The organism is Methylocella sp., from assembly GCF_041905455.1.
Lineage (GTDB): Bacteria > Pseudomonadota > Alphaproteobacteria > Rhizobiales > Beijerinckiaceae > Methylocapsa.
The window spans coordinates 151183-175838 of the sequence record NZ_JAYRLA010000007.1; the positions used below are offsets into that span (position 1 = coordinate 151183).

The following is a 24656-nucleotide window of genomic DNA, read 5'->3' on the forward strand; positions in this document are numbered from 1 at the left end:
CCGCGGAGGTCCTCATGGCGGCGCGCCCGCTGATCGCGCTGACCCGCGGCGACCCGTCGGGCGTCGGCCCCGAGCTCACGCTGAAGGCTTGGAACGCGCTCGCCGGCGACCCGCAGGCGCCGGCCTTCCTCGTCGCGACGCAGGCCGATTTCCTCGCGGCGCTCGCGGCGAAGCTCGGCCTCGACGTTCCGCTCGCCCGGCTCGGCGCGCCGCAGGAGGCGCGCGAGGTCTTTCCCCACGCGCTGCCGGTGCTTGACCCCGGCGGTCGCGTCGCAGGCCCGCCCGGCGCGCCCGATCCCTCCGACGCGGCGGCGACGATCGGCTCGATCGAGGCCTGCGTCGGCCTCGTGCGCGGCGGGTTCGCCGATGCGCTGACGACGAATCCGATCTCCAAGGAGGTTCTCTACCGCGCGGGCTTCGCCCACCCCGGCCACACCGAGTTCCTCGCCGCGCTCGCCGGCGATCCGCCGCCGCGCCCGGTCATGCTGCTCTGGTCGCCCGAGCTCGCCGTCGTTCCGGCGACGATCCATATTCCGCTCAAGGAGGCGCCGCGCGCGCTGACCTTCGAGCTTCTCGTCGAGACGGGGGAGATCGTCGCCCGCGATTTCCGCGACAGGTTCGGGATCGCCGCGCCGCGTCTCGCCTTCTCCGGCCTCAACCCGCACGCGGGGGAAGGCGGCGCCCTCGGGCGCGAGGAGATCGAGGTCGTCGCCCCGGCCGTCGCGGCGCTGCGCGCGCGCGGAATCGCGGCGAGCGGCCCGCATCCGGCCGACACGATGTTCCATGAACGGGCGCGGCGCGCCTATGACGTCGCGATCTGCATGTATCACGACCAGGCGCTGATCCCGATCAAGACGCTCGCCTTCGACCATGGCGTCAACGTCACGCTGGGGCTGCCCTTCGCGCGCACCTCGCCCGACCATGGCACGGCGTTCGACATCGCCGGGCGCGGGATCGCCGACCCCTCGAGCCTCGTCGCCGCGCTGCGCCTCGCCGGCCGGCTCGCGTGAGCGAGACCCCCGACTCCCTGCCGCCGCTGCGCGAGGTGGTGGCGAGCCTCGGCGTCGAGGCGAAGAAATCGCTCGGCCAGAATTTTCTGTTCGACCTCAACCTGACGCGGCGCATCGCGCGCGCCGCCGATCCGGCTTCGGCCGAAATGATCGTCGAGGTCGGCCCCGGCCCCGGCGGACTCACACGCGCGCTGCTGGCCGAAGGCGCGCGAAAGATCGTCGCGATCGAGCGCGACGCGCGCTGCCTGCCGGCGCTCGAGGCGATCGCGCGGGCCTATCCGGGCCGGCTCGAGATCGTCGAGGGCGACGCGCTGGAGCAGGACTATGCGGCGCTGTTCGGCGCGGCGCGCCCGGCGCGCGTCTGCGCCAACCTTCCCTACAACGTCGCGACGCCGCTGCTGACCGGCTGGATCGAGACGGAGCCCTGGCCGCCGGCCTTCGACCGGCTCGTGCTGATGTTCCAGCGCGAGGTCGCCGAGCGGATCGTCGCGAGCCCGGCGCGGCGCGCCGACTACGGACGGCTCGCCGTGCTCGCCAACTGGCGCTGCGAGACGAAAATCCTGTTCGACGTGTCGCCCTCGGCCTTCACGCCGCCGCCGAAGGTGACGTCCTCGGTCGTCGAGCTGCGTCCGCGCGCCGCCCCGCTCGCCTGCGAGGCGCGCGCGCTGTCGCGGGTGACGCAGGCGGCGTTCGGCCAGCGGCGCAAGATGCTGCGCCAGTCGCTGAAATCCATTTCGCGCGATCCGCCGGCGTTGCTCGCGGCGGCCGGGATCGAGGAGACCCGCCGCGCCGAGGAGATCGACGTCGCGGGCTTCGTCGCGCTGGCGCGGGCCTTTAAGAGCGGCTAGCCGGGCCGCGGCTGCGGACGCCCCATCTTACGGTGCGGCGTCGGCCGGGCGCGCCTTCTTGAGGAACAGGCTGACGATCAGGGCGTGCGCGACATGCTCGGCCATGCACTGATAGCCGAGGTCGTTGAGGTGAAACCCGTCGCCGGCCATCAGCGCCTCCTTCGCGCGGCTCTGGGCGATGAAGCGCATGGCGTCGTAGCGGCTCACATAGAGCACGCTCTCCTCGGCGGCGATCCTGTTCAGCGCGTCGCGGATTTCGACATAGGCCGGGTCGCGGGCGAGGCGCGGGGCGTATTGCAGCCCCACCAGCACGACGTCGGTGCCGCTCTCCTTCAGCCAGCGGATGGTCGAGCGGACGGTCGCGTCGAAGTCGGAGAGAGGCACCCGCGCCAGCGCGTCGTTGGTGCCAAGCTGCCACAGCACGAGGTCGGGCTTGTCGAGGGCGACCTCGCTCCTGATGCGCTCGGCGGCGCTCGCCGCGACCTCGCCCGGCAGGCCGCGGTTGACGATGACGACGTCCTCGCCCTTCAGCGCCTGCTCGAGGATCTTCTCGAGCTGGGAGGGATAGCTGCGCGAGGCGTTGGAGGCGCCGGTGCCCGAGGTGGAGGACGAGCCGATGGCGAGGATCGTCACCTTCCTGTCGCGCCGCTGCAGGGCGGCGGCGAAGGTCGGCAGCGCCGTCGGCGCGGCGAGGTCGACCGCGGGCACGGCGCAGGCGGGGCTCAGCGGCGGGGGACCGGCCGGCGGCGGCGGGGCGAGCGGGGTTTGGGGCGCAAGCGGCGTGAGGGGCGGCTGCGCTTCGCCGCCCTGCCCCAGCGCCGGCGGCGTCAGGGCGAGCGCGAACGCGCAGCCGAGGGCGCCGGCAGTCTTGCGCGCCATTCCGAAGCCCATGCGACAAGTCCCATGATCGCCGCGCCGAGGATAATGATCAGCGCGTCCGTTGCAACATGCCCGCCGTAGACGAAACGGGCGATCTGCCCGGCGAGGCTCAAAATCGAGGCGGCGCAGAAGACGTTCAGGGAATTGCGCCCGAGCATCGAGAAATAAGCCGCCGGCGCGCTTAGAAATTTCCACGCCGGCGAGGCCGCGGCCAGGCCGTAAAGGCCGGCGAACGCCGCGTAAAGCGCGAGCGCGTGCAGGATGCGCGCCGGCGACAGGAACGTCTTGTCGAACATGAAGAGAAGCTTCGGCTCGGGGACGAAGCGCGGATTGGGCGAATAGTGGACAAGCGCGGCGAAGGCGCCGGCGACAAGGACGGGTGCCGCCGCGAGCCGCAGCGCGCGTCGGCGCGCCGGATCGAGCGCGCCGAAGCCGTGCGGCCCCGAAAGGCAGAAGCCGAGGCAGAAGATGAGCTGCCAGCTCAGCGGGTTGAAGAACCAGCTTCCCTCGACCGGCCAGGTCGGCAGGTTGACGCCGAAGACGAGCGCATAGGCGTAAAGGGCGAGCGAGAGCGGCAGGAGCAGCGCGGCGCCGCCGGCGCGGTGCAGAAGCGCGATCACGGGCGCCGCGAACATCAGCACGACATAGAGCGGCAGGATGTTGAAATAGCCGAGCTGGTGGGTCAGCAGCACGAGGCCGATATGCGCTTCGACCGGCTGGTTGAACACCGCGGAGGCGTTGTGCCAGTCGAGCATGAAAGGCGCGTCATAGACGATGGACGCCGCCGCCAGCATGGCGATGGCGACCTCGGTGATCAGCGTCTGCGCGACATAGACGGCGAAGGCCCGACCCTCGAGGCGGAACGCGAGCGCCGGCGCCGACAGGGGCGCGACGGGGCCGTCGGCGAGCTTGCGCAGCGCGACGCCGGCGAGGAAGACGAACAGCTCGGCCGAATCGGACAGCGAGAGGTTACGGAAGGTCAGCCGCTCGAAGACGAGGCCGGGAACGTGGTTGACGAAGATCGTGATAAGGGCGAAGCCGCGCCAGAAATCGATCTCGTTCGGCGCCCGCGGCGCGGCCGGGATGCGTTCCATGCCTCGCCCTCGCCGTCCCTGCGGCATGACGCCTTTCAGGCGTCCCTCGCCTCCCGCATTCGCCGTCCAATTGCGGCGGAGCGGCGGCGGCGGGGATCAATTTCCCATGAATGACATCAAACGTGCGGCGCGAAGCTCGCGGCGAGCGCGCGCAGCACCGCCGGCAGGGCTTCCGGCAGATCCTCGGAAATGAGGCCCGGGCCGAACTGGCGCGCCGCCGCGCCATGCATCCAGACGGCGGCGGCGGCCGCCTCGAACAGCGGCATGGCGGCGGCGAGCAGCCCGGCGATCATCCCGGCGAGCACGTCGCCCGAGCCGGCGGTGGCGAGCCAGGGCGGCCCGATCTCGTCAATCGCCGCGCGCCCGTCCGGCGCGGCGACGACGGTGTCGGGGCCTTTCAGCACGACGAGCGCCCCGGTGAGGGCCGCCGCGGCGCGCGCGCGCGCGAGCTTGCCGCCGCGCAAACCCTCGAGCGCCGCATCGAGCGCCTGCGGCGCGACGCCGGCCTCGAGCCAGCGGCCGCGCCCGCGCGTCTCGCCGGCCCGCTCGAAAAGGCGCGCGTACTCGCCCTCGTGCGGCGTCAGCGCGACCGGCGCTCCGCTCGCGCGGATGGCGCCGGCGAGCGCCTGCGCCTCGCCGGAGAAGCTCGACAGCGCGTCGGCGTCGAGCACGAGGGCGCGCTTTTCTCCCGACGCCGCGAGCGCCGCCAGCACGAGGGCTCTCGTCGGCGCGCCGAGCCCGAGCCCGGGTCCGGCGACGACCGCGTTCTTGCGCGCGTCGGCGAGGATTTCAGCGAGCTCGTCCGGACCGTCGCAGACCTGCGTCATCACCGCGGTCAGCGCCGCGGCGTGGACGGCCAGAGCTTCGCGCGGCGTCGCGACGGTGACGAGGCCGGCGCCTGCGCGCAGCGCTCCGCGCGCGGCGAGCCGCGCGGCGCCGGTGTGGGCGAGGCCGCCGGACAGCGCGAGCGCATGGCCGCGCGAATATTTGTGGCCGGCGACGGTCGGAAAGGGGATGCGGGCGCCCCACAGCGCCGGCCCGTTGGCGAAGGCCTTCGGCGCGATTTCGTCGAGAACTTCCTCGCCGATCCCGATGTCGGCGACGATCGTCTCGCCGCAGGCGAGGCGTCCCGGCAGCAGCAGATGGCCCGGCTTGCGGCGGAAGAAGGTGATCGTGCGCGAGGCCTTGACCGCGACGCCGCGGATTTGTCCGCTCGAGCCGTCGACGCCGCTCGCCACGTCGACCGCGAGCACGGGGCGCCCGGTCCGGCGCGACCAGTCGTTGAGGCGCGTCACCGTCTCGCGCGCGAGCCCGTCGAGGTCGCGGGCGAGGCCGGCGCCGAGCAGGGCGTCGACGACGAGGTCGGCGTCCTCGATATCGGCCTGCCCGAGCGGGACGGCCGGCCCGGCGAAGGCGGCCGCTGCGCCCGCCGCGTCGCCGCGCAGCGCCTCGCGCGCGCCGAGCAGCGCCAGGCTCACGCCATAGCCGCGCGCGGCGAGCAGGCGGGCGGCGACGAAGCCGTCGCCGCCGTTGTTGCCGGGGCCGCACAGAACGACGATCCGGCTCTTGCGCGGGACGAGATGCGCCGCCTCCGCGGCGACGGCGGCGCCGGCGTTCTCCATCAGCCGCGCGCCGGGCGTCCCGGCGGCGATCGTGAGCGCGTCGGCGCGCGCCATTTCAGGGCAGGTCAGAAGCTCCAGCGAAGTGTTGCGCGCGCTCATGCCGGCTTCTTACGGCATTCGTCCGGAAAGTCGCAGGATTTTCCGCCCTTCCGTTGCGTCGCGCGCCGATTGACAGAAAAGCCGGCCGCAGGTACCCGCTTAGGGTTACGGCGAGCGTCTCGCCTCGCGCCCGCCGCCCAAACCGCCGCCGACGTGATCCGATGAAGCCGCTGATCGCCAAGTTCGGAATCGGCCAGGTCGTCAAGCACCGGAAATATCCGTTCCGGGGCGTGATCTACGACGTCGATCCGGTGTTCTCCAACACCGAGGAATGGTGGCAGTCGATCCCCGAGGAGGTGCGTCCGCGCAAGGACCAGCCCTTCTATCACCTCTTCGCCGAGAATGCCGACACCGAATATATCGCCTATGTGTCCGAGCAGAACCTTCTGCCCGACACCTCGGGCGATCCGGTGCGCCATCCGCAGGTCGACGAGATTTTCGTGCGCGCGGAGGACGGCGCCTACCAGATGCGCTCCGGCCGGCGCAACTGAACGCCGCACGGCGCCTCATTTCCTGTTCGCGCGATCCGTCAGCTCGAGCGTGACGAGGCGGGCGAGCAGCGTCGCCGGGAACAACTGGCCGATGATCGCCTCGAAATTGGCCAGCGAGCGGGTCACCGGATGCATAGGCAGCATGTCGCCGTAGCCGACCGAGGTCAGGGTGGTGAGGCTGAAATAGATGGCGCGGCTCATCAGTCCGCGCACGTCGGACGAGTCGAGATTGCTGATCGCGCCCGGCGAGGCCAGCGCCGCCATGGCGTAAAGGCTGGCGAATGTGAGCCCGACAGTCAGATAAAGGAGCACCGCGCCGTTGATGCGGTGGATCGTGACGCGGCCCGGCGCGAACACCGCCTGGGCGACCACCACGATCAGCGCGAAATTCACCGCCACCGTCGCGACCGCTTCGAGAAAACGATCGAGATTCGACGGCGAATGGATGCGGATCACCACCGCGGCGAACCCGATCGCGAGCGCGAACACGCTCGCGACGATCACCGACCAGCGGCGCGACTGGGTCATGGCGCAGCTCGCCAGCAGCATGATGATGACGAATCCGTAGCCCTCCGCCGAGATCATTCCCGCGGCGTGGAGCGGCACGATGACGAAGATCACCGACGCCAGCGCGGCGGTCAGGATCGACAGCAGAGGATCGCGGATTTCGTCGCGGCTCTTCGGCAACCGCGGCAGGCGCGCGCGTCGACGCTGCGCCATCAAGGCCCGCGCCGCGTCCTTCGGACCGCGTCCCGGCTCCATCGGCGCGCCTAGGTCTCCGCCGGTCCGGCGGGCGGCTCGCCCTCCTCGCCCTCGCCGCGCGCCGCGTCTTCCTCGCTGATGCGCTCGACCGAGACGACCTCCTCGCCGGGTCCGGTGTTGAAGACGATCACGCCCTGCGCGCCGCGGCCGGCGACGCGGATGCCGTCGACCGGGCAGCGGATGAGCTGGCCGCCGTCGGTCACCAGCATGATCTCGTCGCCGTCCTCGACCGGCATGGCGGCGACGAGGTCGCCGTTGCGCGGCGTCACCGCCATGGCGACGACGCCTTTGCCGCCGCGCCCGGTGATGCGATATTCGTAGGAGGACGTGCGCTTGCCGTAGCCGTTGCGCGAGACGGCGAGGATGATCTCCTCATTGGCCGACATCTGCGCGTAGCGCCCGGAGCTGAGCGCCGCGACCTGCTGGCTCTCTTGCTGGCCGTCCTGCGCCGCTTCCTCGGCGGCCTGATCCTCGCCCTCCTCCGCGCCCGCCTCGCCGGCGACGGCGCGGCGCATCCTGAGATAGGCGGCGCGCTCGGCCGCCTCGGCCTCGACGTGGCGCAGGATGGCGAGCGAGATGACGCGGTCGCCCTCGGCCAGCGCCACGCCGCGCACGCCCATCGAATCGCGGCCCTTGAACACACGCACCTCGTCGACGGGGAAGCGGATGCACTGGCCCTTCGCCGTCGTCAGCAGCACGTCGGAATCCTCGCCGCAGATCTGCACGTCGACGATCTGCTCGCCCTCGTCGAGGCGCATGGCGATCTTGCCGGCGCGGTTCACCTGCGCGAAATCGCTGAGCTTGTTGCGCCGCACCGTGCCGCGCGTCGTCGCGAACATGACGTCGCGCGCCGCCCATGCGGCCTCGTCCTCGGGCAGCGGCATGATGGTGGTGATGCGCTCGTCCTGCTCGAGCGGCAGCATGTTGACGAGCGCCTTGCCCCTGGCCTGGGGAGCGGCGAGCGGCAGACGCCAGACCTTCTCCTTGTAGACCTGCCCGCGCGAGGAGAAGAACAGCACGGGGGCGTGGGTCGAGGCGACGAACAGGCGGGCGACGAAATCCTCGTCGCGAGTCTGCATGCCCGAGCGGCCCTTGCCGCCGCGCTTCTGGGCGCGGTAGGCGGCGAGCGGCACGCGCTTGACGTAGCCGAGATGCGAGACGGTGACGACCATGTCCTCGCGCTGGATCAGGTCCTCGTCGTCGACGTCGCCGACGCTGTCGAGGATGAGCGTGCGGCGCGGCGTGGCGTAGGCCGCCCTGACCGCCAGAAGCTCGTCCTTGACGATGCCGAACAGGCGCTCGCGCGAGCCGAGGATGTCGAGATAGTCGGCGATCTCGGCGGCGAGCCGGTTCAGGGCCTCGGCGATCTCCTCGCGGCCGAGCGCGGTGAGGCGCTGCAGGCGCAGTTCGAGGATCGCGCGCGCCTGCGCCTCCGAAAGGCGGATCGTCCCGTCTTCGGCGAGCACATGGCGCGGATCGGCGATGAGCAGCACCAGCGGCGCCATGTCGCGCGCCGGCCAGCGCCGCTCCATCAGCGCCTCGCGCGCCGCGGCGGCGTCAGCCGACGAGCGGATGAGGCGGATGACCTCGTCGATGTTGGCCACCGCGATGGCGAGGCCGACCTGCAGATGGGCGGCGTCGCGCGCCTTGGCGAGCAGGTGCTTGGTGCGCCTCGTGACGACCTCCTCGCGGAAGTCGACGAAGACGGACAGGAAGTCCTTGAGGCTCAGCATCTCCGGCCGGCCGCCGTTGAGGGCGATCATGTTGCACGGAAAGCTCGACTGCAGGGCGGTGAAGCGCCACAGCTGGTTCAGCACCACGTCGGCGACGGCGTCGCGCTTCAGCTCGATGACGACGCGCATCCCGTCGCGGTCGGATTCGTCGCGCAGGTCCGCGATCCCCTCGACCCGTTTCTCGCGCACGAGGTCGGCGATCTTCTCGACGAGGCTCGCCTTGTTCACCTGATAGGGAATCTCGGTGACGACCAGCGCCTCGCGCTCCTTGCGGATCGTCTCGACCTCGACCCTGGCGCGCACGAGGATCGAGCCGCGCCCGGTGAGGTAGGCCGACTGCGCGCCGGCCCGCCCGAGCATCGCGCCGCCGGTCGGGAAATCGGGGCCGGGCACATAGGCCATCAGCTCCTCGACGGAGAGGCCCGGGTCGTCGATCAGCGCGACGACGGCGTCGACCACCTCGCCGAGGTTGTGCGGCGGGATGTTGGTCGCCATGCCGACGGCGATGCCGCCGGCGCCGTTGACGAGCAGATTGGGGAAGCGCGCCGGCAGGACGACGGGCTCCTGCTCCTTGCCGTCGTAGTTGGGCTGGAAGTCGACGGTGTCGGAGTCGATGTCCTCGAGCAGCGCCGTCGCCGGACGGGCGAGGCGGGATTCGGTGTAGCGCATCGCCGCCGGCGGGTCGCCGTCGACCGAGCCGAAATTGCCCTGCCCGTCGATCAGCGGCAGGCGCATCGAGAAATTCTGCGCCATGCGCACGAGCGCGTCATAGATCGCCGAGTCGCCGTGCGGATGGTATTTGCCCATCACGTCGCCGACGATGCGGGCGGATTTGACGTAGGGACGGTCGGGCGTGTGGTTGTTCTCGCCCATCGAGAACAGGATGCGCCGGTGCACCGGCTTCAGCCCGTCGCGGGCGTCCGGCAGCGCGCGGCTGACGATCACGCTCATGGCGTAGTCGAGATAGCTGCGGGCCATCTCGTCGGAGATGGAGACGGGGCGAATGTCGGAGCCGGGCGCCTCGGGCGCCCTGTCGTCGTTGTCGGCCAAGAAGACGGTTCCAGGATGAGGTTGCGGGCGCCTGCGCGAGGATGCGGGCGAGGCGCGGCGAGAGCGCGCCGGCGTGCGCCATTCTAGGCGGTCCGGCCGCGGAACGCCAGCGCGCGGGCGTCGCGACGGCCGCGAAAGCGCCCTCGAAAAGCGTCCTGAAACAGATGATTACGCCAGCGCGCCGGCGCCGCCTGAACTCGCCGCCTAGAACGGAATGTCGTCGTCGATGATGTCGGCGGCGCGGCCCGCTCCGGCGCCGGCCGGACGGCGGCCTTCGGAGCGCTCGGACGAGCGCTGCGGCGCGCGCTCCATCGGCGAGGAGCGGCCGAAGCCCGGCTCCTCATAGCCGCGCTCCTCGCTGTCGCCGCGGCCGCGGCTGTCGAGCAGCGTCAGCTCGCCGCGAAAACGCTGCAGCACGATTTCCGTGACCTTGCGCTGATTGCCGTCCTTGTCGGTGTATTCGCGCGTCTGCAGCTGGCCCTCGAGATAGACCTTCGAGCCCTTCTTGCAGTACTGCTCCGCGATCCGTCCGAGATTCTCGTTGAAGATCACGATGTTATGCCATTCTGTGCGGTCCTTGCGCTCGCCCGAGGCCTTGTCGCGCCAGGACTCCGTGGTGGCGAGGCTGAAGCTCACGACCGGATCGCCGGAGTTCATCCGCCGCGTCTCGGGATCGCGGCCGAGATTGCCGATGAGAATGACCTTGTTGACGCTGCCCGCCATCCGCCTCTCCGCTCACGCTCGCATAAGCCCAGGATCAAACTCCGCTCTTCGCACGATCGCGGCCGCCGCGCGAGCGAGCGCGCCGGCTTATCACCGTTGTTTTCGGCCGGCGCCGCCGGCGGGGACGATGTTCTTATTATGTTCTAGCCTCGCGCGCCGCGCGGCGCAAGGCCTTTCGCCGCGCCCCTACCCCGTCGCGACGCCGGTCCTCGCTGCGGCGACGTCGACCGGGCGTGAAAGCGCGGCGTTGAGCTTGTCCCGATCGAGCTCGCCCTCCGACCAGGAGACGACCACGGTGGCGACGCCGTTGCCGATGAAATTGGTCAGCGCCCGGCACTCGCTCATGAACTTGTCGACGCCGAGGACGATCGCCATGCCCGGCACGAGGCGCGGGTCGACCACCGCCAGCGTCGCCGCCAGCGTCACGAAGCCGGCGCCGGTCACCCCGCTCGCGCCCTTCGAGGTCAGCATGGCGACGAGCAGGATGGTCATCTGCTGGCTGAAAGTCAGATGCACGTCGAGCGCCTGGGCGATGAACAGGCTCGCCAGCGTCATGTAGATGTTGGTGCCGTCGAGGTTGAACGAATAGCCCGTCGGCACGACGAGGCCGACGACCGGCTTCGAGCAGCCGAGCCGCTCCAGCTTCTCCATCAGGGCGGGCAGAGCGCTTTCCGACGACGACGTGCCCAGAACCAGCAGGAGCTCCGACTTGATGTAACTGAGGAACCTGAAGATGCTGAAGCCGGCGACGCGGGCGATCGTTCCGAGCACCAGGAAGACGAACAGCCCCGCGGTCAGGTAGAAGGTGGCGACGAGGCCGGCGAGGTTGCCGAGCGACTGCGGGCCGTATTTGCCGACCGTGTAGGCCATCGCGCCGAAGGCGCCGAGCGGCGCCGCCTTCATGACGATGTTGATGACGCCGAAGGTGGCGTTGGCCGCCTGGTCGATGAAGTCGAGCAGAGTCTCGCCGCGCCTGCCCATGGCCATCAGCGCGAAGCCGAACAGGATGGCGAAGAACAGCACCTGCAGCACGTCGCCCTTGGCGAAGGCGCCGACGACGCTGTCGGGAATGACGCCGAGCAGGAAGTCGACGGCCGAATGCGGCTCGTGCGCCGCATGCTCGTATTTCTGCACGGCGGCGGCGTCGGCGTGGCCGCCCGAGAAGCCGGCGCCGGGCCGCACCAGATTGCCGATGAGAAGGCCGAAGGCGAGCGCGAAGGTCGAGACCACCTCGAAATAGACGAGCGCCTTGACGCCGACGCGGCCGACCTTTTTGGCGTCCGAGATATGGGCGATGCCGGAGACGACGGTGCAGAAGATGATCGGCGCGATCATCATCTTGATGAGCTTGATGAAGCCGTCGCCGAGCGCCTTGACCCAATCCGCCTGCGCCGCCTGCGGATCGAGCCAGCCGAAGGCGACGCCGAGCGCGATCGCGATCAGAACCTGGACGTAGAGGACCTTGTAGAACGGCTTCGAGACCGCATGCTCGTGCGCCTCCGTCCCGACCGCGACCATGGCTGTCTCCCCGTCGCCCCCGGCGTGGCTTCTTCAAGGGCGCTTCCGCCGGCGGATCGCGGAGGCAAATTGGCATGGCAAAATGCGCGAGGCCAGCTAAATTAAGGGAAAGCGTCGAGCGCGCTTGACCGGCCCGAGGGCCGGGCCCGGGCCTGCTCCGTCACAGCCCAGATTCAGGATCCATGACGTCATCGAAGCCGGCCGCCGGCAAGAAAACCGTTTCGCCGGCGCGCAAGGCTGCGCCCAAGGCTTCCGCCCAGAAGGCTTCCGCGCCGAAGCCTTCGCGCGGCGAGAGCGCCGGCGCGCGCGACGTCGCGGCCGTCCGCGCGCGCGCCGAAGCGGCGATCGAGGCCGCCCAGCGCGAGGCCGACGCGCGGCTCGCCGCCTTCGACGCCCCGCCGGCCGGCCGCGTCATCTCCATCCGCGGCGCGCGCGAGCACAACCTCAAGAACGTCGACCTGACCATTCCGCGCGACAGGCTCGTGGTCTTCACCGGCCTCTCGGGCTCGGGCAAATCCTCGCTCGCCTTCGACACGATCTACGCCGAGGGCCAGCGGCGCTACGTCGAATCGCTCTCGGCCTACGCCCGCCAGTTCCTCGAGATGATGCAGAAGCCCGACGTCGACCAGATCGACGGGCTCTCGCCGGCGATCTCGATCGAGCAGAAGACGACCTCGAAGAATCCGCGCTCGACCGTCGGCACGGTGACCGAGATCTACGACTACATGCGCCTGCTTTTCGCGCGGGTGGGAATCCCGTACTCGCCGGCGACGGGGCTGCCGATCGAAAGCCAGACGGTCAGCCAGATGGTCGACAGAGTGCTCGCCCTGCCCGAGCGCGCCAAGCTTTATCTGCTCGCCCCGATCGTGCGCGGCCGCAAGGGCGAATACCGCAAGGAGATCGCCGAGCTGACCAAGCGCGGCTTCCAGCGGCTGAAGATCGACGGCGCCTTTTATGAAATCGCCGACGCGCCTTCGCTCGACAAGAAGCTTAAGCACGACATCGACGTCGTGGTCGACCGCATCATGGTCAAGCCCGACCTCGCCGCGCGCCTCGCCGAGAGCTTCGAGACCGCGCTGGAGCTCGCCGACGGCATCGCCGTCGCCGAATTCGCCGACGAGAAGGACGACAGGGGCGAGCCGCGGCGCGTCGTCTTCTCGGCGAAATTCGCCTGTCCGGTCTCGGGCTTCACCATCCCCGAGATCGAGCCGCGGCTGTTCTCGTTCAACAACCCGTTCGGCGCCTGCCCGCAATGCGGCGGCCTCGGCTTCGAGCAGAAGGTCGACCCCGAGCTCATCGTCCCCGATCCGCGGCTCTCCCTGCGCAGGGGCGCGATCGCCCCGTGGGCGCGCTCGTCCTCGCCCTATTACATGCAGACGCTCGAGGCGCTTTCGAAGCATTTCGGCTTCAGCCTCGACGCGCGTTTCGAGACGCTGCCGCTCTCCGTGCGCGAGACGCTGTTCTACGGCTCCGGCAAGGAGGCGGTGCGCTTCTCCTATCAGGACGGCTACCGCTCGCATGAGGCGCATCGGCCGTTCGAGGGCGTCATCCGCAACCTCGAGCGGCGCTATCGCGAGACCGAGAGCGAATGGTCGCGCGAGGAGATCGGCCGCTACATGAGCGCCACGCCCTGCGGCGCCTGCGGCGGGGCGCGGCTGCGGCCCGAGGCGCTCGCCGTCAAGATCGCCGGGCTCGACATCGGCGAGGCCGCCAGCCTCTCGGTGCGCGCCGCCGCCGACTGGTTCGCCGGGCTCGACGAAAAGCTCGACGACAAAAGGCGCGAGATCGCCGCGCGCATCCTCAAGGAGATCCGCGAGCGGCTGACCTTCCTCATCGACGTCGGCCTCGACTATCTGACGCTCGGGCGCGCCGCCGGCACGCTGTCGGGCGGCGAGAGCCAGCGCATCCGCCTCGCCTCGCAGATCGGCTCAGGGCTCACCGGCGTGCTCTATGTGCTCGACGAGCCCTCGATCGGCCTGCACCAGCGCGACAACGCCCGCCTGCTCGAGACGCTGCGCCGGCTGCGCGACCTCGGCAACAGCGTCATCGTCGTCGAGCACGACGAGGACGCGATCCTGACCGCCGACCATGTCGTCGACGTCGGCCCCGGCGCCGGCGTCCATGGCGGCGAGATCGTCGCGCAGGGAACGCCGGCCGAAATCCTCGCCGACCCGAACTCGCTGACCGGCCAATATCTCATCGGCGCGCGCGAGGTCGCCCCGTGGCGGCCGCGCCGTCCGTTCGACGCCGCGCGCACGCTCGACGTCTTCGGCGCGAGCGGCAACAACCTCAAATCCGTCTCGGCGCGCATTCCGCTCGGCCTGTTCACCTGCGTCACCGGCGTCTCGGGCGGCGGCAAATCGACGCTGGTCATCGACACGCTTTATAAGGCCGTCGCGCGCAGGCTCAACGGCGCGGTCGAGCATCCCGCCCCCTTCGAGCGGATCGAGGGGCTCGACCGGCTCGACAAGGTGATCGACATCGACCAGTCGCCGATCGGACGCACGCCGCGCTCGAATCCTGCGACCTACACCGGCGCCTTCACGCCGATCCGCGAATGGTTCGCGGGGCTGCCCGAGGCCAAGGCGCGCGGCTACCAGCCGGGCCGCTTCTCCTTCAACGTCAAGGGCGGACGCTGCGAGGCCTGCCAGGGCGACGGCGTCATCAAGATCGAAATGCACTTCCTGCCCGACGTCTACGTCACCTGCGACGTGTGCAAGGGCAAGCGCTACGACCGCGAGACGCTGGAGGTGAAATATCGCGGCAAGTCGATCGCCGACGTGCTCGACATGACCGTCGAGGAGGCGGCCGACCTGTTCAAGGCCGTGCCGGCGATCCGCGACAAGATGGCGACGCTCGCCCGCGTCGGCCTCGGCTACGTCAAGGTCGGCCAGCAGGCCACCACCCTTTCCGGCGGCGAAGCCCAGCGCGTGAAGCTCGCCAAGGAGCTGTCGAAGCGCTCGACCGGGCGCACCCTCTACATCCTCGACGAGCCGACGACCGGGCTGCATTTCCACGACGTCGCCAAGCTCCTCGAAGTTTTGCAGGAGCTCGTCGAGCAGGGCAACACCATCGTCGTCATCGAGCACAACCTCGAGGTGGTGAAGACCGCCGACTGGGTGATCGACCTCGGCCCCGAGGGCGGCGACGGCGGCGGACGCATCGTCGCGCAGGGGACGCCCGAGGACGTCGCCGCCGACGCCGCGAGCCACACCGGGCTTTTTTTGCGCGAGGTGCTGGAGCGGCGCCCGCACGCCGCGCGGGCGGCGGAATAGGCGCATGAGGCAAGGGGTCTATGGCGCGCCGCCTGCGGCGCTCGCGCCCGACGTCGCGTCGGAGCCGCAATTCTCGCCGCTGCATCCAGGCGCGCAGGCGCTGGAGGCGCTGGAGGCGGAGAGTCTCGAAGCTTTCACGCTCCTCGCCCCGCCCGGCGCGGCGGAGCGCCGCTACGTCCTCGCGCAGGCCCTTCGCGCGCTGAAGGCCGGCGCGCCGCTGCTCGCCCTCGCGCCGAAGGCGAAGGGCGGCGCGCGTCTTCGCGCCGAGCTCGAAAGCTTCGGCTGCGACGTCGAGGAATGGTCGAAAGCCCATCATCGCCTCTGCCGCGCCCTGCGCCCGGCCATACCGCGCGGGCTCGACGAGGCGCTCGCGCAGGGCGGGCCGCAATTTTGCGAGGAGACGGGCTTCTTCACGCAGCCCGGCGTCTTCAGCTGGAGCCGGATCGACCCCGGCAGCCGGCTGCTCGCGGGCGCCCTGCCGCAGCTCTCCGGGCGCGGCGCGGACCTTGGCTGCGGCTACGGCTTTCTCGCCCGCGAAATCCTGCGCTCCGAAACGGTCAGGAGCCTCGCCCTGATCGACGTCGACCGCCGCGCGATCGAAGCCGCGCGCAGGAACGTCGAGGACGCCCGCGCGTCCTTCTTCCAGGCCGACGCCACGCGCGACGACTGCGGCTTGAGCGGGCTCGACTTCGTCGTGACGAACCCGCCCTTCCACGACGCCGGAACGGAGGACCGGGCGCTCGGCGCGCGCGTCGTCGAGGCGGCGGCGCGGCTGTTGCGCAAGGGCGGGACGCTGCGTCTCGTCGCCAACCGCCACCTGCCCTATGAGGCGACGCTGAAGGCGCAGTTCCGCGGCGTCGAGCAGGCGGCCGAGGGCGAAGGCTACAAGATTTTCGAGGCGGTGAAGTGAGCGCGACGCCGAAGCTGCGGCTCGACCGGTTGCTCGCCGGCCTCGGCTACGGCTCGCGCGCGCAGGTCGCGGCGCTGTTGCGCGCCGGCCGGGTGACGCAGGACGGCGCGCCGCTGGCCGACCCCGCGCGAAAGATCGAGGCGGGCGGGCCGGCTTACGCCCGCCTCGCGCTCGACGGCGAGCCGCTCGATCCGCCGCCGGGCCTCGCGATCCTTCTCGACAAGCCGCAAGGGGTCACCTGCTCGCGCAAGGAGGCGGGGCCGCTCGTCTACGACCTTCTGCCCGAGCGCTACCTGCGCCGCGAGCCGGCGGTCTCCAGCGTCGGGCGGCTCGACAAGGAGACCTCCGGCCTCCTCCTGCTCACCGACGACGGCGCCCTGCTGCATCGCCTCACCTCGCCGAAGTCGCATGTCGAGAAGCGCTATCGCGCGCGGCTGGCGCGTCCGCTGCGCGGCGACGAGGGCGAGGTCTTCGCCTCCGGGACGCTCATGCTGCAGGGCGAGGAGAAGCCGCTCCTGCCGGCGCGCCTCGAAGCGCTCGGGCCGCAGGAGGCGCTGCTGTGGATCGCCGAGGGACGTTATCATCAGGTCAGGCGCATGTTCGCCGCGCTCGGCAACCACGTCGAGGCGCTGCGCCGCGAGGCGATCGGCGCGCTCGAATCGCCGGAAGGGCTCGCGCCCGGCGCCTTTCTCATCCTGCGCGCGGACGAGGTCGAGGCGCTGATCCGCGCTTAAGCTCTCTCCAGCTCGAAATCGGCGGACGTCGCGTCGAGCAGGGCGGAGAGCGCGCGGGGCAGCTCGAGGCGGCGGAAGCGCTCCAGCGCGAAGCCCACGCCGGAGGGCCGGCGGATCTCCTCGACATAGGCCTCGAAGCCCGATTTGACGTTGGCGTCGCGCCGGATCGCGGCGAGCGTATAGACCGTCTCCTTGCGCAGCCCGTCGAGCCGGCCGACGGGATCGTGGCTCGCCACATGCTGGAAATTCGAGGAATCGTCGACGCAGACGATTTTCGTCCCCGGCGCGGTGAAGGGCGAGAGCATCGCGCGGCCTCCCTGATGGCTCCGCCCTGAAGGTAGGAGCGCGCCGCGCCGCTTCAATGCTTCGCAAAGCGGGAAGCAAAGGCGCGCGATCTGCTCGACGCATCGGCTCGTTCCGAAAATTCTGCGACTTTTCGGGCCGATGCTCTATGGTCGCGCCGCCCGCGGCGAGACCCTTCCATGACCCAAAAGACTTCGGACGAGACGCATTTCGGCTTTTCCAGCATCGGCCTCGGCGAGAAGCAGGCGAAGGTCGACGAGGTGTTCCATTCGGTCGCCACGCGCTACGACCTGATGAACGACCTGATGTCGGGCGGGCTGCATCGCGTCTGGAAGGATATTTTCGCCCGAAAGGTCAGCCCCTCGCGCAATGGCGCGTTCCGCGCGCTCGACGTCGCCGGCGGCACCGGAGACATCGCCTTCCGCATCGCTCGCGGCGGTGGCGCGGCGACACGCGTGACCGTCCTCGACATCAACGCCGACATGCTGCGGGTCGGACGCGAGCGGGCGGGCGAGCGCCGGCTCGACGGGAAGCTCGATTTCGTGCAGGCGAACGCCGAAAGCCTGCCCTTCGAGGCCGATGCGTTCGACGCCTACACGATCGCCTTCGGCATCCGCAACGTGCCGCGCGTCGAGCGCGCGCTCGCCGAGGCGTTTCGCGTGCTGAAGCGCGGCGGGCGGTTCCTGTGCCTCGAATTCTCGCGCGTCGACGTGCCGCTGATGGACCGAATCTACAAGGCCTATTCCTTCGGCGCGATCCCGACGATCGGCAGGCTCGTCACGGGGGACGAAGCCTCCTACCGCTATCTGATCGAATCGATCGAGCGCTTTCCCGCGCCGGAGCGCTTCCGCGGCATGATCGCCGACGCCGGCTTTTCCCGCGCGAGCTTCGAGCGGCTGACGGGGGGAGTCGTCGCCATCCATTCCGGCTGGAAGCTTTAAGGGCGCGCGCGGTGTCCTCACCCGCTTCGCTGTTCCGGCTCGCCCGGGCGGGCTTCGTGCTGGCGCGCGCCGGCGTGTTCCGCGACGTCGATCCGGCGATCGCGCCGCCGCCAGCGCGCCTGCCGCTCGCCCTCGCCAAAATGCTCGCGCGGCGCGACGCGAAGGGCGACGAACGCTCCGGCCTCTCGCGGCTGCCCGGGGCGATCAGCGCCCTTGGCCCCTCCTACGTCAAGCTCGGCCAGTTCCTCGCCACCCGCCCCGACGTCGTCGGCCCCGACGTCGTGCGCGCGCTCGAGCGGCTGCAGGACCGCATGGCGCCCTTTCCGCGCGAGGTCGCCGTCGCGATCGTCGAGAAGGCCTTCGACCGGCCGCTGGCCGAGACCTTCCTCGCCTTCGGCGAGCCGGTCGCGGCGGCCTCGATCGCGCAGGTGCACAAGGCGCGGATCGGAACGCCGGAGGGCGAGCGCGACGTCGCGGTGAAGGTGCTGCGGCCAGGCGTCGAGCGGCGCTTCCGGCGCGACCTCGGCGACATGTTCGCCGCCGCCCGGCTCGCCGAGCGCTGGTCGCCGGAGGCGCGCCGGCTGAAGCCCGTCGAGGTGATCGAGTCGATGGCGCGCTCGGTCAAGATGGAGATGGATTTCCGCCTCGAGGCGGCCGCGGCGTCCGAGTTCGCCGAGAACGTCGAGAAGGACGCCGATTTCGGCGCGCCCTGGGTCGACTGGGACCGCACCGCCAAGGAGGTCCTGACGCTCGAATGGGTCGAGGGCGCGCCGATGACCGACGTCGCCGCGCTGCGGGCGGCCGGCTTCGACCTGCCCCGCCTCGGGCGCGTCGTCATCCAGTCGTTCCTGCGCTGCGCCATGCGCGACGGCTTCTTCCACGCCGACATGCATCCGGGCAACCTGTTCGTCCGCCCCGGCGGCAAAATCGTCGCGGTCGACTTCGGCATCATGGGCCGGCTCGACTTCAAGGAGCGCCGCTTCCTCGCCGAGATTCTCTATGGCTTCATCACGCGCGACTATACGCGTGTCGCGGAAGTGCATTTCGAGGCGGGCTATGTGCCGCGAATCCATCGCGTCGAGGATTTCGCGCAGGCGATCAGGGCGATCGGCGAGCCGATCCATTCGCGCAAAGCCGACGAGATCTCCATGGCCAAGCTGCTGACGCTGCTGTTCGAGATCACCGGCCTGTTCGACATGAAGACCCGCACCGAGCTCGTGCTGCTGCAGAAGACCATGGTGGTGGTCGAGGGGGCCGGGCGCTCGCTCGACCCGAGGCTCGACATGTGGGCGACGGCCGAGCCGGTGGTGCGCGAATGGATCGAGCGCAACCTCGGGCCGCTCGGCAAGGTCGAGGACGCCGGCCGCGCCGCCGGCGCGCTCGGGCGATTCGCCGCCGCCCTGCCCGCGACCCTGCTGCGCGGCGAGGCCGTGCTGGCGCGAATCGAGGAGATCGCCGGCGAAGGCCTCGATCTTTCCGCCCCCACGCTCGAGCGAATCGGCGCGGCCGCCGGACGCGGCGCGCGGGCGGGCCATGTCGCTCTGTGGATCATCGCTCTATGCGCGCTCGCCCTCACGCTGCTGCGCCTGCGTTGAAGACCCTTCGTCAGGCGTTGCGCATTTTTCCCGACGCGTTAGGAATAAGTCATCGTCGCGCTTCGCCGCGCGGCCAAGATATAAGGGCGCGCAGCCCGATCCACGGCCAGGCGGCGGCCGGAGCGGGAACGCGCGCGTCAACGGAGCCCAAAAGCCTCGCGCGGCGCTCCAGCGGAGGAAAGAATCCGGCCCCATGAGCGGAGCATCGGGAAAGCGCGTCCTTCTCGTCGTGGGCGGCGGCGTCGCCGCCTACAAGGCGCTGGAGCTGATCCGGCGCCTGCGTGAGCGCGCCGTTGCGGTCCGCGTCGTCATGACCAGGGCGGCGGCGGAGTTCGTCGCCCCCCTGTCGGCGGCGAGCCTTTCGGGAGACAAGGTCTATTCCGACCTCTTCTCGCTGACCGACGAGGCCGAGATGGGCCATATCGAGCTTTCGCGCGCGGCCGACCTCCTCGTCGTCGCGCCCGCCACCGCCGACCTTCTGGCGAAGATGGCGCAGGGACACGCGGGCGACCTCGCCTCGACGCTGCTGCTCGCGACCGACAAGAAGATCCTCGTCGCGCCGGCGATGAACCTGCGCATGTGGCTCGCGCCGGCGACGCGCCGCAACGTCGAGACGCTGCGCGCCGACGGGATCGCCTTCGTCGGCCCGCGCGAAGGCGAGATGGCCTGCGGCGAGTTCGGCCCCGGCCGCATGGCCGAGCCCGACGAGATCGCCGAGGCGGTCGTGGAGTTGCTCGCGGGTGAAACGAGCCTGCCGCTCCCGACGCAGGCGAAGCCGCTCGCCGGGAGGCGCGCCATCGTCACCTCCGGCCCGACGCACGAGCCGATCGATCCCGTGCGCTTCATCGCCAACCGCTCGTCGGGGCGCCAGGGCCATGCGATCGCGCAGGCGCTGCGCGAGGCCGGGGCCGAGGTCGTCCTCGTGTCCGGCCCTGCCGGCCTGCCCGATCCTGCGGGCCTCGAGACGGTCCATGTCGAGACGGCGCTTCAGATGGAGGCGGCGGTCGCGCGGGCGCTGCCGGCCGACGTGTTCGTCGCGGCGGCGGCGGTGGCCGACTGGCGCGTCGCGGCGCCGGCCGGCCACAAGCTCAAGAAGAGCGCGGACGGCGCCGATCCGCCGCCGCTGGAGCTCGTCCGCAACCCCGACATCCTCGCCGGCGTCGGCCTTCGCGCGAGCGGACGGCCGAAACTGGTCGTCGGCTTCGCCGCCGAGACCGAGCGCCTCGTCGAGAACGCGCAGAAAAAACGCGCGGCCAAGGGGTGCGACCTGATCGTCGCCAACCACGTCGGCGAAGGCGCGCGCGTCTTCGGCGGCGCGCGCAACGAGGTCTCGCTCGTCTGCGCCGAGGGCGTCGAGGACTGGCCCGAGCTCGACAAGGGCGAGCTCGCGCGCCGCCTCGTCGCCGAGATCGCCCGCCGGCTCGGGGCGCGCGCATGAGCGGCGCGATCGAGATCAGGGCGCGCGTCCTGCCGAACGGCGAGGGGCTGCCCCTGCCCGACTACCAGAGCGCCGGAGCGGCGGGGCTCGATCTCCTCGCCGCGCTCGCCCCGGGTGAGCGGCTGGTCCTCGCGCCCGGCGCGCGGGCGCTGGTTCCGACCGGCCTCGCGCTCGCCCTGCCGCCGACGCACGAGGCGCAGGTGCGCCCGCGCTCCGGCCTCGCGCTGAAATTCGGCGTCACCGTGCTCAACGCGCCGGGCACGATCGATTCCGACTATCGCGGCGAGGTCGGCGTGCTGCTCGTCAATCTTGGCGAACAGGCTTTCGTCGTCTCGCGCGGCGACCGCGTCGCCCAGCTCGTCGTCGCGCCCGTGTCGCGGGCGCGCCTCATTTCCGCCGCGAGCCTCGAGGCGACCCCGCGCGGGGAAGACGGCTATGGCTCGACCGGGACGCGGGCGCAAGAGCAGGCGAAGACTCAAGACCTGGCGAGAGAAGGACGGGACGGATGATCGTGCTGTCGCATCGGGCCGCCCTCGCCCTCGCCGCCGTCGTCGACATTGCCATGCATTCACGCCCGCTGCCGGTGGCGGCCAAGGCGCTGGCGAGCCGGCTCGACCTGCCGCCGCGCCATCTCGAGACGCTGCTGCAGGCGCTGGTGCGGGGGAACATCCTGAAAGGGCTGCGCGGGCCGCGCGGCGGCTACGAACTCGCGCGCGAGCGGCGCAAGATCACCGCCGGCGCAGTGCTGCGCGCGATCGCGGGAGAAGGCGCGCATCAGGACGAGGCGTCCGGCGGCGACCTTCTGAAGCAGGTGATCGCGCCGATGATCGAGAGCGCGGGCGCCGCCTTCCTCAAGGAGCTCGACGACGTCACCGTCGAGGACATCTGCCAGAAGGCGGAGGGACTGCGCCCCGCCGGCCGCGACGACGCGGAAGGCGATTTCGCGATCTGAAGGCGGGCGGCCGTTTCCTACGGGCGCTCGGCGTAAGGTCCTGCGAAGACGAACTCCTCCTGCGCCTTGCGGCCGTTCGGCGTCTCGCGCGCCTGCAACGCTTCCGGCAGCCGCGCCTTGTCGCCCCGCCGGCCGACGGCGATGGCGATCTCCGGCCGGAAGTCCTCCGGCATCCCCAGCAGGGTTTTCGCGCGCTCGACGTCGAAGCCGCCCATTGCGTGGACGCCGTAGCCGAGCAGATGCGCCTGCAGCGCGAAATTGGCCCAGGCGGCCCCGGCGTCGAAGGAATGGCTGCGCGATTCGACCGCGGCGCCGGCTCCGGCGGGCGTGAAGCTTTTCTTGGAGGCGAGGACAAGGAGCGCGCCGGCGTGCTTCGCCCAGGTCTGGTTATTGGCCGAAAGAAGCCCGACGAAGCCCGCGAAGTTCGCATCGCCAGGACGCGCGTAGAAAAAGCGCCAAGGCTGCGAATTATACGAGGACGGCGCCCAGCGCGCCGCCTCGAACAGAATGGCGAGGTCCTTCTGCGGGATCTCCTCGCCGGAGAAGGCGCGCGGCGACCAGCGTTCGACGAACATCCTGTCGACGGGATGATGCGCCTTGCGGGGAAATTCTGTCGTCGCGGTCATTGCGGGCTCCGGCGGGGCTTGGCCGTTGAGATGGGCGCGCGCGGCCTCAAGGTCAAGCCGCGCGCCGCCGCGTCAGTGGCCGCCGGCGATCTGGTCGAACACGCCGCCGTCGCCGAAGAAGCGCGGCTGCGCGACCTTCCAGCCGCCGAAGTCGCCGTCGACCGTGGCGAGCTCGAGGCGACCGAAGCGGGCGAGGTCCTTGGGATCGGCCGCCGTGGGGTCGATCGGGCGATAGAAATTCCTGGCGATGATCGCCTGCGCCTTCGGCGTGTAGAGGAATTCTAGATAGGCTTGCGCGAGCTTGCGCGTGCCCTTGGCGTCGACGTTGGCGTCGACGAGCGCCACCGGCGGCTCGGCGAGGATCGAGCGCGACGGCGTGACGATGTCGAACTTGTCCTTGCCGAATTCCTCGGAGGCGAGGAAGCCGTCGTTCTCCCAGGTGATCAGGACGTCGCCCTGTCCGCGCTGGGCGAAGCTGATCGTCGAGCCGCGCGCGCCCGTGTCGAGCACCGGGGCGTTGCGGTAGAGCGCCTGGACGAACGCGCGGATCTTCGCCTCGTCGCCGTCGAATTTCTTCGCGGCGTAGGCCCAGGCGGCGAGAAAGTTCCAGCGCGCGCCGCCCGAGGTCTTCGGGTTGGGCGTGACGACGCCGACGCCCGGCTTCACGAGATCGTCCCAGTCCTTGATGTTCTTGGGATTGCCCTTGCGCACGAGGAACACGATGGTCGAGGTGTAGGGCGTGGAGTTATGCGGCAGGCGCGTTTGCCAGTCGGCCGGCAGCTTGCCAGTCTTCGCCGCGATGGCGTCGATGTCGGCGGCGAGCGCGAGGGTCACGACGTCGGCCTTGAGACCGTCGATCACCGCGCGGGCCTGCGCGCCCGATCCGGCGTGCGAGGCGCGCACCGCGACCGTCTCTCCCGTCTTCTCCTTCCATTCGGCGACGAACGCCTCGTTGACCGCGCGGTAGAGCTCGCGCGTCGGATCGTAGGAGACGTTGAGCAACTCCTCGGCGGCGCGCGCGGGAGAGACGCAGACGCCGGCGGCGGCGAGGACGGCGGCGAGCGACGCGGCGGCGGCGAGCCGCCCGAACGCGCGCAGAGGGGAAGGCGAAGGCGGACGAAGCAGGGAAGCGGACGTCATGGCGGGTTCCGTCTATGATTATTCTACTTTTTCTATAGACTGAACATGCATTGTCAAGCGCACACCCGACCGCCTTAGCCTCAATCGCCCGCCAGAACCACGTCGGCGCCGAGGAACGTCGCGCAGACGCGCGCCCCGGCGGCGACGCCGGCGGCGTCGGCGTTCGCGACGCTCATCAGCGAAACCAGCGTCTTGCCGGCGCCGAGCTCCACCGTCGCCTCGGCGAAGCCGTCGCCGTCGAAGCGCGCGACGACCCGGCCCGCGAGTCGGTTGCGGCGCGCGCCGGGAGATTCGGAGGCCGCGCTTCCTTCCGCGTCCTCCTCATGGGGCGCGAGCATGACCGAGGCCGCATTGACGAGGGCGAGCACGCAGGCGCCGGGGGAAAGGCCCATCTCCGCGACGCTGGCGTTGGTGAGGATCGCGCGGATCTCGACCCCATCGGCCATCTCGAGCGCGACGTCGGCGCTAAGCTTGCCGCTGCTTATGTCCCGCGCCACGCAGCGGAAGGCGTTGCGCGCGCTGTGCTTCATCGTCATCGACAGCAGGACGAACTCGTCGCGCTCCTCGAGGCCCTGGGTCGCGATCATGGCGGAGATCCGGGCGAGCTTGGCCTCGAGGCCGCGGAAAGCCGCGACCAGCCGGCGCCCCTCGACGGTGACGCTCACCCCGCCGCCCTTCGGCCCGCCGGTGTGGGTCAGGAAGGCGGGGCGCGGCAGAAGATTGTTGATGGCGTTCACCGCGTCCCAGGCGGTCTTGTAGCTGAAGCCCGCGGCTTCGGCGGCCCGCGTGATGCTGCCATGGGCGATCACGGCTTCGAGCAGCGCGATCCGCTCGCGGCCGACGAGCAGCTTGCCGTTCGCGCGGAGCGCGAGCAGCGCGTCGATCTCCGCGGCCCTCACCCGAGGCATTTCGC

Annotated in this window: 22 protein-coding genes; 11 read left to right on the forward strand and 11 right to left on the reverse strand. The window is 70.6% G+C overall.

Annotated elements, in window-relative coordinates; genetic code table 11:
* Nucleotides 1-14: 14 nt before the first annotated feature.
* Both pdxA and rsmA read left to right on the forward strand, forming a co-directional pair.
* Nucleotides 15-1010 carry a 4-hydroxythreonine-4-phosphate dehydrogenase PdxA gene (gene pdxA, locus ACE3OG_RS08190; RefSeq protein ID WP_374307478.1) on the forward strand — a complete coding sequence of 332 codons (996 nt, stop codon included), beginning with the start codon at nt 15-17 and terminating at the stop codon, nt 1008-1010.
* Nucleotides 1007-1858, forward strand: a complete 852-nt coding sequence (gene rsmA / locus ACE3OG_RS08195) for a 16S rRNA (adenine(1518)-N(6)/adenine(1519)-N(6))-dimethyltransferase RsmA (RefSeq protein WP_374307480.1) — start codon at nt 1007-1009, stop codon at nt 1856-1858. The genes pdxA and rsmA overlap by 4 nt, the downstream gene beginning before the upstream one ends.
* Before the next feature lie 27 nt (nt 1859-1885).
* Here rsmA and ACE3OG_RS08200 read toward each other — a convergent pair whose 3' ends face one another.
* The 3 genes from ACE3OG_RS08200 to ACE3OG_RS08210 all read right to left on the reverse strand — a co-directional run bounded on the left by ACE3OG_RS08200 (nt 1886) and on the right by ACE3OG_RS08210 (nt 5552).
* A complete protein-coding gene (locus tag ACE3OG_RS08200; RefSeq protein ID WP_374307481.1) occupies nt 1886-2737 on the reverse strand; it encodes an SGNH/GDSL hydrolase family protein in 852 nt (283 codons plus the stop codon).
* Nucleotides 2686-3831: an OpgC family protein gene (locus ACE3OG_RS08205; protein ID WP_374307483.1), complete on the reverse strand. Its 1146-nt coding sequence runs from the start codon at nt 3829-3831 to the stop codon at nt 2686-2688. The genes ACE3OG_RS08200 and ACE3OG_RS08205 overlap by 52 nt, the downstream gene beginning before the upstream one ends.
* 116 nt (nt 3832-3947) lie before the next feature.
* Nucleotides 3948-5552, reverse strand: coding sequence for an NAD(P)H-hydrate dehydratase (locus tag ACE3OG_RS08210; protein WP_374307485.1), 1605 nt, complete (start codon nt 5550-5552; stop codon nt 3948-3950).
* 161 nt (nt 5553-5713) lie between these two features.
* Here ACE3OG_RS08210 and hspQ point away from each other — a divergent pair, with 161 nt between their 5' ends.
* Nucleotides 5714-6043: a heat shock protein HspQ gene (gene hspQ / locus ACE3OG_RS08215; RefSeq protein WP_374307487.1), complete on the forward strand. Its 330-nt coding sequence runs from the start codon at nt 5714-5716 to the stop codon at nt 6041-6043.
* 15 nt (nt 6044-6058) lie between these two features.
* Here the strand turns inward: hspQ and ACE3OG_RS08220 are convergent, their stop codons facing one another.
* From ACE3OG_RS08220 to ACE3OG_RS08235, 4 genes are all read right to left on the reverse strand, one after another.
* Nucleotides 6059-6763, reverse strand: coding sequence for a potassium channel family protein (locus tag ACE3OG_RS08220; RefSeq protein WP_374307489.1), 705 nt, complete (start codon nt 6761-6763; stop codon nt 6059-6061).
* Between the two features lie 50 nt (nt 6764-6813).
* Entirely contained in the window at nt 6814-9516 is a 2703-nt protein-coding gene (gene gyrA, locus ACE3OG_RS08225) for a DNA gyrase subunit A (protein WP_374307549.1), read from the reverse strand.
* Nucleotides 9517-9792: 276 nt separating this feature from the next.
* Nucleotides 9793-10311, reverse strand: a complete 519-nt coding sequence (gene ssb, locus ACE3OG_RS08230; protein WP_374307491.1) for a single-stranded DNA-binding protein — start codon at nt 10309-10311, stop codon at nt 9793-9795.
* 186 nt (nt 10312-10497) lie between these two features.
* Nucleotides 10498-11829, reverse strand: a complete 1332-nt coding sequence (locus tag ACE3OG_RS08235; protein ID WP_374307493.1) for a dicarboxylate/amino acid:cation symporter — start codon at nt 11827-11829, stop codon at nt 10498-10500.
* Between the two features lie 182 nt (nt 11830-12011).
* On the opposite strand from ACE3OG_RS08235, the gene uvrA reads away from it, so the two are divergent.
* From uvrA to ACE3OG_RS08250, 3 genes are read left to right on the forward strand one after another with little or no spacing between them, the layout of a single operon-like run.
* A complete protein-coding gene (gene uvrA / locus ACE3OG_RS08240; RefSeq protein ID WP_374307495.1) occupies nt 12012-15104 on the forward strand; it encodes an excinuclease ABC subunit UvrA in 3093 nt (1030 codons plus the stop codon).
* A 4-nt stretch (nt 15105-15108) separates the two neighbouring features.
* Entirely contained in the window at nt 15109-16014 is a 906-nt protein-coding gene (locus ACE3OG_RS08245) for a class I SAM-dependent methyltransferase (protein WP_374307497.1), read from the forward strand.
* Complete coding sequence (locus tag ACE3OG_RS08250; protein ID WP_374307498.1) at nt 16011-16748, forward strand: pseudouridine synthase; 738 nt, start codon at nt 16011-16013, stop codon at nt 16746-16748. The genes ACE3OG_RS08245 and ACE3OG_RS08250 overlap by 4 nt, the downstream gene beginning before the upstream one ends.
* Here the strand turns inward: ACE3OG_RS08250 and ACE3OG_RS08255 are convergent.
* A complete protein-coding gene (locus tag ACE3OG_RS08255) occupies nt 16745-17053 on the reverse strand; it encodes a hypothetical protein (RefSeq protein ID WP_374307500.1) in 309 nt (102 codons plus the stop codon). The two genes, ACE3OG_RS08250 and ACE3OG_RS08255, sit on opposite strands and share 4 nt — an antisense overlap.
* Before the next feature lie 177 nt (nt 17054-17230).
* Between ACE3OG_RS08255 and ubiE the strand changes: the two genes are divergently transcribed.
* The 5 genes from ubiE (at nt 17231) to ACE3OG_RS08280 (ending at nt 21977) form a co-directional block, all read left to right on the forward strand.
* Nucleotides 17231-17992 (forward strand): bifunctional demethylmenaquinone methyltransferase/2-methoxy-6-polyprenyl-1,4-benzoquinol methylase UbiE, encoded by a 762-nt coding sequence (gene ubiE / locus ACE3OG_RS08260; RefSeq protein WP_374307502.1) that lies wholly within the window; start codon nt 17231-17233, stop codon nt 17990-17992.
* An 11-nt stretch (nt 17993-18003) separates the two neighbouring features.
* Nucleotides 18004-19587 carry a 2-polyprenylphenol 6-hydroxylase gene (gene ubiB / locus ACE3OG_RS08265; RefSeq protein ID WP_374307504.1) on the forward strand — a complete coding sequence of 528 codons (1584 nt, stop codon included), beginning with the start codon at nt 18004-18006 and terminating at the stop codon, nt 19585-19587.
* Between the two features lie 193 nt (nt 19588-19780).
* Nucleotides 19781-21025 carry a bifunctional phosphopantothenoylcysteine decarboxylase/phosphopantothenate--cysteine ligase CoaBC gene (gene coaBC, locus ACE3OG_RS08270; RefSeq protein ID WP_374307506.1) on the forward strand — a complete coding sequence of 415 codons (1245 nt, stop codon included), beginning with the start codon at nt 19781-19783 and terminating at the stop codon, nt 21023-21025.
* Entirely contained in the window at nt 21022-21534 is a 513-nt protein-coding gene (gene dut, locus ACE3OG_RS08275; protein WP_374307508.1) for a dUTP diphosphatase, read from the forward strand. Before coaBC ends, dut begins: the two co-directional genes overlap by 4 nt.
* Nucleotides 21531-21977, forward strand: coding sequence for an Rrf2 family transcriptional regulator (locus ACE3OG_RS08280; protein ID WP_374307510.1), 447 nt, complete (start codon nt 21531-21533; stop codon nt 21975-21977). Before dut ends, ACE3OG_RS08280 begins: the two co-directional genes overlap by 4 nt.
* Nucleotides 21978-21994: 17 nt before the next feature.
* Here the strand turns inward: ACE3OG_RS08280 and ACE3OG_RS08285 are convergent, their stop codons facing one another.
* The 3 genes from ACE3OG_RS08285 to ACE3OG_RS08295 all read right to left on the reverse strand — a co-directional run bounded on the left by ACE3OG_RS08285 (nt 21995) and on the right by ACE3OG_RS08295 (nt 24651).
* Nucleotides 21995-22603 (reverse strand): nitroreductase family protein, encoded by a 609-nt coding sequence (locus ACE3OG_RS08285; protein ID WP_374307511.1) that lies wholly within the window; start codon nt 22601-22603, stop codon nt 21995-21997.
* A gap of 72 nt (nt 22604-22675) precedes the next feature.
* Nucleotides 22676-23743, reverse strand: a complete 1068-nt coding sequence (locus ACE3OG_RS08290; RefSeq protein ID WP_374307513.1) for a sulfate ABC transporter substrate-binding protein — start codon at nt 23741-23743, stop codon at nt 22676-22678.
* 80 nt (nt 23744-23823) lie between these two features.
* Entirely contained in the window at nt 23824-24651 is an 828-nt protein-coding gene (locus tag ACE3OG_RS08295; RefSeq protein ID WP_374307515.1) for a TOBE domain-containing protein, read from the reverse strand.
* Nucleotides 24652-24656: the final 5 nt, after the last annotated feature.